Source organism: Streptomyces sp. NBC_01176 (assembly GCF_045039825.1).
In the GTDB taxonomy this organism is placed as follows: Bacteria; Actinomycetota; Actinomycetes; order Streptomycetales; family Streptomycetaceae; genus Streptomyces.
On the sequence record NZ_CP108600.1, the window covers coordinates 4,227,302 to 4,240,417 of the forward strand.

Consider the following 13,116-nt stretch of genomic DNA (forward strand, 5'->3'; position numbering starts at 1 on the left):
GTGCGCGTCGCCGTGCGCGGAGTCGTGCGCCGAGTCGTGCGGGGAGTCGTCGTGCTGTTCCTGGGCGGAGTTCTCGTGTGCCACGTGCTGCTCTCCTCGTCGAGAACGGGTACGGACGCGCGAAAAGGCCGGAACCGGTGCCTGTGCGGCACTAGCGAAGCCGCAGCGCCTTCATGACCTGGAGGCTCCGGCTCATGAACGCCGCGTACTTCTCGTCGTCCATCCCGAGCGACGGCGCCATCGGCAGCAGCCGCTGCTGGGCGACGGTCTGCGCCTCGGTGTACTTGAGGATGCCCTCGGAGCCGTGGCGCCGGCCGAGCCCCGAGTCCTTCATGCCGCCCATGGGCGACTGGACGCTGCCGTACGCGGGCGCGTAGCCCTCGTTGACGTTCACGGTGCCGGTGCGCAGCCGGGCCGCGACCGCGCGTCCGCGCCGGCCGTCCTTCGTCCAGACGGAGGAGTTGAGCCCGTACGCGGTGGAGTTGGCCAGTTCGACGACCTCGTCCTCCGTCCTGAAGCGGTACAGGGAGACCACCGGCCCGAAGGTCTCCTCGTTGCAGACGGCCATGGGCGCCTCGACGCCGTCGAGGATGGTGGGCTCGTAGAAGTAGGGGCCGACGTCGGGACGGGCGACGCCTCCGGCGAGGACCCTCGCCCCCTTCGCGACCGCTTCCTCCACGTGCCGGGTCACGGTCTCCAGTTGCCGCTCCCCCACCAGCGAGCCCATGTCGGCCCCGTAGGCGAGGGAGGTGCCGAGCCGCATGGCCCTGGTGCGGGCGGCGAAACGCTCCGCGAACACGTCGGCGACGGACTCGTGGACGTACAACCGCTCGATCGAGATGCAGAGTTGTCCCGCGGAGGAGAAGCAGGCGCGGACGGCGCCCGCGGCGGCCTTGTCGATGTCGGCGTCCTCGAGGACCACCATGGCGTTCTTGCCGCCGAGTTCGAGGGAGACGCCCACGAGACGGGCCGCGGCACCTTGGGCGACCTCCCGGCCGGTACGAGTGGACCCGGTGAAGGAGACGTAGTCGGCGTGCTTGACGACCTCGGGTCCGACGACCGGACCGTCTCCGATGACCACCTGGAAGACCTCGGCGGGCAGCCCGGCCTCGATCAGCAGGTCGCGCGCCCAGAGCGCGGTGAGGCAGGTCTCGGTGTCGGGCTTCATGACGACCGCGTTGCCCGCGACGAACGCGGGAAGCGCGTCACCGACGGAGAGTTCGAGCGGGTAGTTCCAGGGCGCGATCTGACCGACGACACCGCGCGGGTGCCGCAGCTCGGTGACCTTGGTGAGGGTGGGCATTGCACCGGCGTGCCGCTTGGGGCGCAGGTACGCCGGTGCCTTGCGGCCGTAGTGGCGCGCGGCCACGACGACGGCCTGCACCTCCTCGTGCGCGTGCAGCCGGGCCTTGCCCGTCTCCAGCTGGATGAGGTCCAGTACCTCGGCCTGCCGCGCGAGCACCAGGTCGTGGAAACGCAGCAGGACGGCGGCGCGCTGCCGCACCGGGGTGGCGCCCCAGACCGTCTGCGCCTTGCGGGCCCGCTCGAAGGCCATGGCGACGTCCTCGGGGGTGGACTCGGGCAGGTCGGCCAGCTTCTCACCGGTGAACGGGGTGTGATTGGCCGTGCGTCCGGAGCCGACGACACCCTTGGTGAGCTGCGCGACCAGCTCGGGCGTGACCACGTCGGCAGCGGTGCGGGCGCCCGCGGGGGCGGGGGCGAGGGGGTTGGTGCCGGTCTTTTCCGGCTGGTCCGTACCGATGATTTCCGGGGCCTGCGAGTCCGTCATGAAGCGCAGGGTATGACGGCGCGAGGGCTTTGGGTACCCGTTGGTAACCCGCTTTCACGGGGTGCACACACCACGCCAGTGAGCACTGGCAGCGAATGCGCTGATCAGGGCGTTGTTCGGGACGCACCCGCCTCACCCCCGTCGCCGCGAGGAAGGGGAGCGTAGCCTCCGATCAGGAGCCGCCGCACCCTGGGACGTCCTCTCGGCGGCCGGTTTCCCGGCACTCTTCCCTGCCGACGGACAGGAGAGGCCCACCCTGGATGAATAGATTGCAAAATAGACATCGGGGCATTATTCGCCCCGCCCTGCGACGATTTCTTAACCTCACTCTTACCTTGAAGGCATAAGCAGCTCACGGTATCTTCACAGGACAGTCGGCACGTATTCCCGAAAATGGCGCGCACCTCCGCACATGGCCAAGGCCATGCCAGAGAACCGGGGGGTGCCCCACCCTGCTTGGAGAACGTGAAGATGGCCACGCCCACCGTTTCGGTGATCATCGCGGCATACAACGCCATGCCCTACGTGACGCGCACGATTTCCTCCGTCGCCGAGCAGACCATCGGCACGGAACGGCTGGAAGTCATCGTCGTCGACGACGGCTCGACGGACGGCACCGCGGCCGAACTCGACCGACTCGCGGGCGTGCACCCCGGCCTTCTGCGCATCGTCCGCCAGGAGAACTCGGGCGGCCCCGCGGCACCCCGCAACGCCGGACTCGACCTCGCCCGCGGCGAGTTCGTCTTCTTCCTGGACGCCGACGACCACCTGGGCCCCGAGGCCCTGGAACGCATGGTCGCCATGGCCGAGCAGAACGGCACCGACGTCGTCCTCGGCAAGATGGTCGGCGTCGGCGGACGCGAGGCACCCACGTCGATGTTCCGGCGCAACGAGCCGAAGACCGACGTCTTCACCTCCCGCGTCTACTGGACCCTCAGCCCGATGAAGCTGTTCCGCCGCGACCTGGTGGAACGGCACGGGCTGCGCTTCCCGACCGATCTGCCCACGGGCGAGGACCAGCCCTTCGTGGCCTCCGCCTATCTCCACGCCTCGGGGATCTCCGTGGTCGCCGACTACGACTGCGTCTTCTGGCTCCTGCGGGACGACGGCAACAACATCACCGCGACCACCTCGGGTTCCGAGCCCCGTCTGCGCTACCTCGCCCGCATGGTCGACCTCATCACCGACAACGTCCCGCCCGGTCCCGGCCGCGACCGCATGGCGCACCGCCACCTCACGGTCGAGGTGCGGTCGCTCGTCCACCGCCACCTCGGACTGGAGTCCCGCGAGCAGCGGCGCGAGACCCTGGCCCGTCTCACCGAAATCATCACCCCGCTGCTCCACGACGGCCTGCGCGAGGAGCTCTCCGCGATGGCCTGGCTCCGCCTCCACCTCGTCCAGCGGGGCATGGCCCAGGAACTCCTCGAACTCGACCGTTTCGAGGAGGAGTCGAAGAAGTCCGGCGTGGCCACCCCGCTGGTCGTCGACAAGGGCCGTGCCTACGCCCGGTACCCCTTCTTCCGGGACCCGGCGCACGCCGTCCCCGACGACTGCTACGACGTCACCGGCCAGGTCGGTACCCGGCACCACGTCTCCCGCGCCGAACTGCGCGGCACCGTACTGCGCCTGACCGGTTACGCGTACCTGCACCGTGTGGCGACCGAGGACGTCACCACCGAGCTGGTGCTGCGCGAACGCGAGAGCGGGGCGGAGCACCGCCTCCCGGTCACGCACACCGCCACCCCGGGGCTGGGCGCGTACGAGGACGACGGCCGGTACACGTACGACAGGGCGGGATTCGAGGTCTCCGTCGACATCGACACCGCCGCCGGCGCGGCGCCGCTCGACGACGGGCTGTGGGACATCTCCCTGGCGGTCGGGGCCCAGGGGCTCTCGCGTGAGGTACGGATCGGCAGCAAGCGGGGCGAGGACGTGCCCGGCGCGGCCGACAGCCGTCTCGTGGACACCGCCGGGGGCATCCGCGCCGTCACCCTCTACACCACCAAGCCGCACGGCAACTTCACGCTGGACCTGGGCGAGCAGAAGCACCGGGTGCTGTCACACCTGAAGCTCGCGCAGGCCCGTTGGAACGCCAGCACCCCCACCGAGCTGCTGATCTCCGGCCGGTGGACGCTGGGCGTCTACCCGGACGGGCCGCTGGAGCTGGTGCTCACCTGCGACGGAGGCGCGACGGCCGTCTTCCCCGCCGTCCGCACCCCGCACGGCGACACCTTCACCGCGCGGGTGCCGGCCACCGACCTCCCCGCGGGGGTCTGGAGCGGGCAACTGCGGCTCTCCGGCTGGTCCGTGGCCCTTCCGCCACTCCCGAAGAACCTGGCCGTGGCCAAGTGGCGCCGCCGGGGCACCCCTTGGTACGCCAAGCCGCTGTCCGGCGGAGCCGAGCGGTTCGCGCTGCGGGTCGGCAGGACCGACCTCGTCAAGGCGGTCGCGGGCCGGCTCAGGCCCTGAGGGAACGGGCCGGCCGAGCCCTGCGGAAAGCGGGCCGGCCGAGGCCCTGAGGAGACAAGTACGCCCAGTCGGTGTGATGCCCCGCGGGCGGTTCCACGAGCAGCAGACGGTGCGACCCGGACCACGGGGCACCCTTCATCACGGGGAGAGCACGACCATGTCCGGGCCGACCGTATCTGTGATCATCGCCGCCTACAATGCGATGCCCTATGTCACACGCTCCGTCACCTCCGTGGCCGAACAGACCATCGGGCGGGACGCGTTGGAAGTCCTCGCGGTCAACGACGGTTCGACCGACGGCACGGCCGAGGAACTCGAACGTCTCGCGGGCGAGTTCCCGGGCCTGGTCCGTGTCGTCCACCAGGAGAACTCGGGCGGCCCCGCGGCACCCCGCAACGCCGGACTCGACCTCGCCCGCGGCAGGTTCGTCTTCTTCCTGGACGCCGACGACCACCTGGGCCCCGAGGCCCTGGAACGCATGGTCGCCATGGCCGAGGAGAACGGCACCGACATCGTGCTCGGGAAGATGATCGGCGTGGGCGGACGCGGCCTGCCCATGTCCATGTTCGGGCGCGACCAGCCGAAGACCGATGTCTTCTCCTCCCGTGTCTACTGGGCTCTCAACCCGTTGAAGCTCTTCCGCCGCGACCTGCTGGAGCGGCACGGGCTCCGGTTCCCCACCGGTATGCCCGTCGGCGAGGACCAGCCGTTCGTGGCCCGGGCGTACCTGCACGCGTCGGGCGTCTCCGTGATCGCCGGCTACGACTGCCTCTACTGCACCCTGCGCGACGACGGCGGCAACATCACGGTGCGCACGAAGGGTTCGGAGCCGCGGCTGCGGTTCCTTTCCGGCATGGTCGACCTGTTGCTGGAGAACGTGCCCGCCGGAGCCGGCCGCGACCACCTGGCCCACCGGCACCTCACCGTCGACGTGGCGCATCTCCTCGACAGCCACCTGGTGCACGAGCCCCGCGTCCAGCAGGAGAAGTCCCTCGCCGAGCTGGCCGAGATCGTCGCCCCGCTGTGGCACGAGGGCATGAACGACCGGCTCTCCGCGATGGCCCGGCTGCGGCTGCACCTCGTACAGAACCGGATGCTCGACGAGGTGCTCGAACTGGTGCGCTTCGAGCAGGAGTTGTCCGGCGACAAGGCGGCCACCCCCGTCCTCGTCGACGGCGGCCGGGCCTACGCCCGCTACCCCTTCCTGCGCGATCCGGCTCGTGGCGTCCCCGATGCCTGCTACGACGTCACCCGCCAGCTCGGCGTACGCCACCACGTCTCGCGCGCCGAACTGCGCGACGGCACGCTGCATCTGGCGGGCCACGCCTACCTGCACCGCGTGGAGACGACCGACGTCTCCACCCATCTCGTGCTGCGCGAGCGCGACAGCGGACGGGAGTTCCGGCTGCCCGTCGCGCACACCGCCACGCCGGGCCTGGGCGCCGACGCGGACGCGGGGCGGTACGCGTACGAACTGGCCGGGTTCGAAGCCCGCGTGGACATCGCCACCGCCGCCGGCGGGCAGCCCCTCGGCGACGGTCTCTGGGACCTGTCGCTGGCGGTCGGCGCACAGGGCGTGACCCGGGAAGTCCGCGTCGGCAGCAAGCGGGCCGCCGACGTCTCCGGCAAGGCGAGCACACGGGTCGTCGGCACCGGCGAGGACGACCGGGCGGGCGCGGCCCCGGGCATGCGGGCGCTGACGCTCTACACGACCAACCCGCACGGCAACTTCACCCTCGACATCGGCGAGAAGAAGCACGACGTGCTGTCCCGCCTCCGGCTGGACGGCGTCCGCTGGGCTCCCGGTGCCCCCACCGAGCTGGAATTCACCGGGCGGTGCACGCTCGCCGCCCATCCGGAGGGCGCGCTGCGGGCCGTTCTGGACGACGGGCGCGGCACGACCGTGTCCTTCGAGGCCGGCCGTCCCGCGGCCGACGGCACCTTCACCGTACGGGTGCCGGTCACACAGCTCCCCGCCGGCGAGTGGACCGGCCGCCTCCGCCTCGGCCCGTGGTCGTCGCCCCTGCCGGCCTTCCCCAGGAAGTCCGTGCCGGCGAAGTGGCGCCGCCGGGGACTGCCCTGGTACGCGAAGGCGGTACCCGGCGCGGCGGACTTCGCGTTGCAGGTGGCGAAGACGAACCTGGCCAGAGCCGTCGTCGCCAGAATGAAGCCGTGACGGGCGGCGGCCCCGGTTCACCACGAAGACGGCGGGGTCGGCCGTCGGACTCCTACCCCTTGTCGATGTCCAGGTTCGCGATCGCCGTCCTCGCGACCTCACGGCCGCGGGCCGTGAAGTCTCCCTTGCCCGGATAGCTGATCGTGAGCTTGTACATGTCTCCCGCGGACGACTTGTAATAGAACATGCGCAGCTCGCGCGGGCGCGGGTCCTGGCTGTCGTTCGTCGTGTAGACGACCGTGTTCTCCGCGGACTGCCTGCCGTGGTACGTGGTCTCCTCCGGCGTCGTCCTCGGCCCCTCGGGCATGTCGAGGGCGTACGCGCCGCTCTGCTTGAAGTCGCCGTTGTCGGCGTACATCTGAGCGGCCGAGGAGTCCTTGATCTGATGGGACGTGTCCTCGGACTTCCGGGCCACAGCGAGGCTTATCCAGACGCCACCGCTCCAGTCGGTGTACGTGACCCAGTGGCCCTTGTCCGACGTCCGGTCCGGGGTCGATCTCTGGTAGCCCGCGGGCACCGCGAGCGTCGCGGTGACGTCCTTCTCGTGGTGCTTCCCCCAGTCGTCGGGCAGCGGTCCCGCGAACGGGTTCGCGATCACCAGGTACGCCGTCAGGGCCGCCGCGACGACGGCCGCGCCCAGTCCGAACAGGGCGGCCCGCGGCACCCGGACACCGTGGCGTCCCGTCCCGCCGTTCAGCGTCGTCCCGCCTCTCCCCCCGTCCTCGGGAACCCGCACGACCTGCGTGGGCGCCTGTACGGGCGGTTCGGCGGCCTGCGCCAGGAGCGGGCGCACGCGGTCGGCCCCGAGGCGGCGGGACGGGTCCTTGTCCAGCAGCCCGTTGATCGCCTCCGCCAGCGGTCCCTTCGCCGAAGCGGGCGGCGCCGGGGTGGAGTTGAGCACGGACTGCAGGGTGGCCGGGGTGTTGCTGCGGCGGAAGGGCGACACGCCCTCCGTGGCCGCGTAGAGAACGACGCCGAGCGACCAGAGGTCGCAGGACGGCCCCGGGCGCTGGCCCAGGACCCGTTCGGGCGCGATGTACTCGGGTGAGCCGACGAAGCCGCCGGTGTCCGTCAGACTGGTCTCGCCCTCGATCTGCGCGATACCGAAGTCGGTGAGGACCACCCGGCCGTGCGGGCCGAGCAGGACGTTGTCGGGCTTGACGTCACGGTGCAGAATGCCCGCCGCGTGCGCGGCCTCCAGAGCGCCGAGCACCTCCAGGCCGATCCGCGCCGCCTCCCGCGCACCGAGCGTGCCCTCTTCGAGGGCGGCGCCCAGCGAACGGCCCCGCACCAGCTCCATGACGATCCACGGCTGCCCGTCCACGACCGCGACGTCGTGGACGTTCACCACGGCGGGGTGGTCGAGCCGGGCCGCGGCGCGCGCCTCGCGGCGCATCCGCTCGAAGGCGTTGGCGCGTTCACGCTCGGGCAGGTGGCCCGGGAGCCTGGGTTCCTTGACGGCGACCTCGCGGTCCACCGTCTCGTCCTTGGCCCGCCAGACCGTCCCCATGCCGCCGTGGCCCAGTTTGGCCAGCAGCCGGTAGCGGCCCGCGACGAGCCGCCCGGTGCCGGGGTCCTGCGGGGGCGAGGCCTGCGCAGGCGCGGGCCGCGGAGACCCTGGCGGCTGAGGATGCGCGGGCTGAGGCTGGGGTGGCTGCTGGGACGGCGGATGCGCGGCCCCCTGGTGCGGGGACTGCGGATGCGGGGACTGCGGATGTGGTTGTGCGGTCTGCGGACGCGACTGTGCGGTCTGTGGCTGCGGCTGTTCCGTCTGCGGATGCGGCTGTGCCGTCTGCGGCTGCTGTGGAGGGCCGGCCTGCGTCCGCGGGGCGGTCCCGGTCGGCTCGGCGTACGGATTGCCCGGGTGGGGCACGCTCCGCTGCCCCGCGGGCGCCACCGGCCGCGGTGGTTGCAGAGCGAAACTGGTCGGCTCGTCGGTGCCTTGCGGGACTCCCCCGTCACTGCTCATGGGTCCATCCCTATCGCGGCCCGCGCTCCGGCATCCAGACCCGTCGCGTACCGGTCACAGACCCGTGACGCGGCACACCGCCGATTTGCCGCTTCTGCACCGCCTGGGAGCGATTCACGCGGCGGTGAAGGTGCCCACCGCCACGTCGAAGTACTTCTTCGCCTCCGTCATCCTGCCGACCGGCGCCGAGACCCACACGTCGTACATCCGGCCGCGCTCCTCCCAGCAGAGGTCGTACGTGTGCCGCGGCCCCTCCGCCTCGGTGAAACCCTCCCAGGTGAACTCCCACAGCGCGGCGGGACGTCCGGAGTGCGTGGTGGAGGTGACCGTGCCGTCGTGGTAACCCGGGTTCGTGGACGGCCCGTCGGCGTCCGCGTTCCGCATCACCACGAGCGGGCCACCCACCACGGGGTCCGACACCTTGATGCCGATCCGGAAGGTCTGCCCCGGCGACATGTAGAAGATCCGCTCGCCCTGCGGATCGCGGGTGAAGCCGTCGGGGACGGCGAGCGCGTACCCGTCCGGATCGCGCACGGTCCGGTAACCGGCCGGCGCGGTGCGGTCGGCGGCGGTCGGCGTCCGCTCCCGGGTGACGGTGACCGTGGGGTGCGGAGTCGTCGGGGACACCTGACCGCTCGCGGACGCCGACGCGTTCGCCGAGGCCCCCGGCGCCGGACTCGCTGACGTGGCCGGCGTACCGCCCCCGCCGCCTCCGCCGTCCCCGTTCCGGCCGTCGTGCATCAGCAGTGCGGCCGCCGACACCCCCGCACCCGCCATCGCGGCGACCAGCGCGGCGACGAGCAGGCCCCGCGCGGAGCGCTTCGCGGTGCGCTCCGGCACGGCGGTGGCGGCCGTGCCGGCGGAGGGCACCGGGGGCCCGGCGTCCGGCGGCACGGGCCTGCGCTTGGGTACGTCGCGCTGTGTGGCCGAGTACCCGGGCGGCGCGGGCCGCGGTGTGCGACCGGTCTGCCGGAACGCCCGCAGCAGCCGCTCCGCCTCCACCGCGTCGAGCCGCCGGTCCGGATCGCGCTCCAGCAGCCCCCGTACGACGGGGAGCAGGGGCTCGGCCTGGGCCGGCGGCCTGATCTCGTCCATGACGACCGCGTGCAGGATGCCGCCCAGGGAGTCACGGCGGAACGGCGACTCGCCGCTCAGCACCGTGCACAGCAGCGCGCCGAGCGACCACAGGTCGGACTCGGGGCCGGTCCGGGCGCCGGACATCCGCTCGGGCGCGGTGTACTCGGGCGAACCGACGAAGGAGCCGCTCTCGGTGAGCGTCGTCGCCCCCGCGACCTGGGCGATGCCGAAGTCCGTGAGGACGACCCGGTCGGTGCCCGCCTCCATCAGGACGTTCGCGGGCTTGAGGTCACGGTGCAGGATCCCCGCGTCGTGCGCGCGGCGCAGCGCGCCGAGGAGGGCGATGCCGATCCGGGCGGCCTCGCGCGCGTCGACCGGGCCGTCCGCGGAGACCCGCTCGGCGAGCGAGCCGCCGTCGATCAACTCCATCACGATGTACGGGCGTTCGGCCTCCTCCACCACGTCGTGCACGACGATGATGTGCGGGTGGTGCAGCTGGGCGACCGCGCGGGCCTCGCGCAGGGTGCGATCGCTCTGCTGACGGGCCTCGTCCGCGGACAGCGAGTGATCGAGGGCGAGCTCCTTCACCGCGACCTGACGGCCGAGCAGTTGGTCGGTGGCCCGCCAGACGACACCCATGCCGCCCCGCCCGATCCTGGCCTCCAGCCGGTAACGGCCGGCGATCACGCGGACGTTCTCCCCCTCGGTCCCCATACGCCCCATCATGCCGCACCGGACGGACACCCTCCGTGGCGGCGACCGGCCAAGTGTCGTCGCCCAAGACAGCCGGTGGCATTCACCAGGGACCTCAGGCCTCGGCGCGGACCATGCGGGACGGATTCGACGGGGCCACCGCGACGAAAGGGCGCCTTGTCTACGAAGATCCGCGAGCAACCGGCTTGGCACGCCGGCGGGCCCCGATGTCCGCGACGGTTCCTCGGAGGCGGCGAGTTCGGCCAGTTCGTCGGCGTGCGTGACCAGGGCGGTCCGGGCGGGCCAGAGGCGTTCATTTTCGGCCGTAACCTGCCCTGAACAATACACAAAGCATGGCAAACCACCAAAGGATATGCACCGCACAGGGCAGAACGAGCGGCTGGAATCATGCTGTCACGTGAATCTTGGAAGCCTTATCATTTCTTTATGCGAAACACATTGAAGCGCCTTTCTGTCACGAGTGTTGCGGCGATAGCCATATTCGCGACGACCACAGTGACCAATGCCAGCGCAGCGAGTGGCGACGCCGCGTGCTCTACGACCGGCGCCTCGGGAAGTCTCACATTCACCAACTGGTCAGACAATTACGTGGACGTCAGCGGCTGGGTAAAGGACACCGCTGCCGATGGCCACCATGTGGCCATTCAACTTCTCTCCACCGATGGCAGTGCCCAAAACTATCCATGGCCCTGGCATCACGAATACGACGGAGAGGGATCGAAACTCTCCTTCACCACGCACGCGTCAAACACCAACGGTTGGCTCCGCTATATCGGCGTGAACGTGGCGGTCTGGGAAGGAGACAAGATAGTCAGGACCTGCTTCGATTGGGCCTGATCGGCAACAATCCGAGCCATCTTTACGGACTGTTCGGCCGAGCTCTCATACGGATTTTCATCGAAGGCCTGCCGCAGACCGGGCGAAATCAAGCGGTGAGAGCATGAAGCGGCTGGCCATGCAGATCGCGTGATCAACCCCGCTCCGGGCGATGCGCATCAGGTCGGCGGCTCCGTACGCCCCCAGGGGGACGTGAACCCTGCACCCACGCCGTCCACTTGTACTGCAGCCGGTAACGCCCGGCGATCAAGCGGACGTTCTCCCCCTCGGTCCCCATACGCTCCGTATGCCGCACCGGACGGACGCCCTCGGAATCCGTCTCCGGCGGTGGCTGTTATCCGGCCTTGTCAGACCTGGCAGACCTGCCGGATCCGGCAGGCGTCCTCAGGCTTTCGGGAGCCAGCCGCGCAGGATCACGTCGAACTGCTTCCGCGCGGTGGTCCAGTCGGCCGCGGGCGCGGACATGTAGATCGCGTACTCGACTCCGTCCCGGCTGAGATATGTCTCCTCGATCGCCCGGCGCGGACCCGGGAACGGCGTCTGCTTCGGGAGCGCCGTCCAGGTGAAGTCCCACAGGGAGCCGGGCCGGTCGCGGAACGTGTTGGATTCCAGGGTCACCTTGTTGTAGGCGACCAGCTTGGTCAACTGCTGCTCCAGGTCGAGCTGGTGCGCGTGCGGGTCGGTGAAGTCCGGGGAGGCGTCGACGGCTATGCGGACAAAGTGCTTGCCACCGTCCGGCGTGTAGTCGACCTGGCCGTCGTTGGCCTTCCGCTTCCATGAACCGTCGGGCAGGGGGAGGCTGAACCCCTCGGGGTCAAGCACCTGCCTCCAGCCGGTGGTCTTCTTGCCGGTGGTGTCCTTGCCGGTCGAGGAATTGCTGTGGCCGTGCCCGTCGGACAGGTATTTCATGGCCACGGCACCGCCACCGCCGACGAGCGCGGCGAAGGCGAGGACGAGGGCGATCGTCCGTCCGCGGCGGCGCTTGCCGGCGCCGGCGGGAACACCGGCCGCGGGCCCGGACGCCGGTCCGTTCAGCGTCGATGTCGCCCCGTGGGGCGGCCCGCCGTATCCCTGGGCGACCGTGCCATGCCCCGTCCCGTCATATCCCGCAGTGCCATGTCTGGCCGTGCCATGTGCCGTGGTGCCCTGTGTGGTCGTTGCATATGGGCCCGCCGGAGAGTGCGCGGGCGCACCTCTCGTGGTGTCCACATGTTGGGTTGGCACATACGCCTGCGCCGCGCTCGGGCGGCGTCCATCCGCGGCTTCGGCGAGCATCTGCTCGGCCTCCTCCGCGCCGGGCCGTACGGCGGGATCCTTGTGCAGCAGGGCGGTGATGACGGGCCCCAGCACACCCGCGTGCTGCGGCGGCGCGGGCTCCTCGTCGACCACGGCCTGCATGGTGGTCAGCGGCGAGGTGCGCCGGAACGGCGAGCGCCCCTCCACGGCCGTGTACAGCGTCGCGCCGAGCGCCCACAGGTCGGAGGACGGACCGGGGTCCTGGCCGCGCACCCGCTCGGGCGCCAGATAGTCGACCGAGCCGACGATCTCACCTGTGCGCGTGATCGTCGTGTCACCCTCGACCTGCGCGATGCCGAAGTCGGTGAGCAGCACCCGCCGGTCGGACGAGAGCAGGACATTGCCCGGCTTCACGTCCCGGTGGAGCACGCCGGCCGCGTGCGCGGCGCGCAGCGCGCGCAGCACCCAGAGGCCGATCCGCGCGGCCTCGGCCGGTTCGACCCGGCCCTGTTCCTTGACCGCGTCGGCCAGCGAGTTGCCCTCGACCAGCTCCATGACGATCCATGGCCGGTTGTCGTGGTCCAGCACGTCGTGCACGGTGACGACGGCCGAGTGGTTGATCCGGGCCGCGGCCCGCGCCTCCGCGTGGGTACGGGCCAGGAGCACGGCCCGGTCGGTCTCCGTGACGTACAGCGCGGCCGTCAGCTCCTTGACCGCGACCGCGCGGTGCAACACCTCGTCGTGCGCACGCCACACGCGGCCCATGCCACCGCTGCCGATGGATTCGACAAGTCGGTAGCGGCCCGCGAGGAGCAGGCCCTGCATCTGATTCACGTTTCCCCGCAATGG

The 13,116-nt window shown here is 70.9% G+C and carries 7 protein-coding genes; 3 read left to right on the plus strand and 4 right to left on the minus strand.

Going from position 1 to position 13,116, the window contains the following annotated elements; translation table 11 throughout:
- Positions 1-151: 151 nt before the first annotated feature.
- On the minus strand, positions 152-1,789 hold the full coding sequence (locus OG199_RS18050) for a succinic semialdehyde dehydrogenase (protein WP_405830309.1): 1,638 nt from the start codon (positions 1,787-1,789) through the stop codon (positions 152-154).
- A gap of 471 nt (positions 1,790-2,260) precedes the next feature.
- Here OG199_RS18050 and OG199_RS18055 point away from each other — a divergent pair, with 471 nt between their 5' ends.
- Positions 2,261-4,258: a glycosyltransferase family 2 protein gene (locus tag OG199_RS18055; RefSeq protein ID WP_405830311.1), complete on the plus strand. Its 1,998-nt coding sequence runs from the start codon at positions 2,261-2,263 to the stop codon at positions 4,256-4,258.
- Between the two features lie 157 nt (positions 4,259-4,415).
- Positions 4,416-6,434, plus strand: coding sequence for a glycosyltransferase family 2 protein (locus OG199_RS18060; RefSeq protein ID WP_405830313.1), 2,019 nt, complete (start codon positions 4,416-4,418; stop codon positions 6,432-6,434).
- A 52-nt stretch (positions 6,435-6,486) separates the two neighbouring features.
- On the opposite strand, the gene OG199_RS18065 is transcribed toward OG199_RS18060, so the two are convergent.
- Both OG199_RS18065 and OG199_RS18070 read right to left on the minus strand, forming a co-directional pair.
- Positions 6,487-8,403: a protein kinase domain-containing protein gene (locus tag OG199_RS18065; RefSeq protein ID WP_405830315.1), complete on the minus strand. Its 1,917-nt coding sequence runs from the start codon at positions 8,401-8,403 to the stop codon at positions 6,487-6,489.
- A 114-nt stretch (positions 8,404-8,517) separates the two neighbouring features.
- On the minus strand, positions 8,518-10,194 hold the full coding sequence (locus OG199_RS18070; RefSeq protein ID WP_356800738.1) for a serine/threonine-protein kinase: 1,677 nt from the start codon (positions 10,192-10,194) through the stop codon (positions 8,518-8,520).
- Positions 10,195-10,620: 426 nt separating this feature from the next.
- Here OG199_RS18070 and OG199_RS18075 point away from each other — a divergent pair, with 426 nt between their 5' ends.
- Entirely contained in the window at positions 10,621-11,031 is a 411-nt protein-coding gene (locus OG199_RS18075; RefSeq protein ID WP_401805523.1) for a hypothetical protein, read from the plus strand.
- A gap of 384 nt (positions 11,032-11,415) precedes the next feature.
- Here the strand turns inward: OG199_RS18075 and OG199_RS18080 are convergent, their stop codons facing one another.
- Positions 11,416-13,092 (minus strand): serine/threonine-protein kinase, encoded by a 1,677-nt coding sequence (locus OG199_RS18080; protein ID WP_356800743.1) that lies wholly within the window; start codon positions 13,090-13,092, stop codon positions 11,416-11,418.
- Between the last annotated feature and the right edge of the window lie 24 nt (positions 13,093-13,116).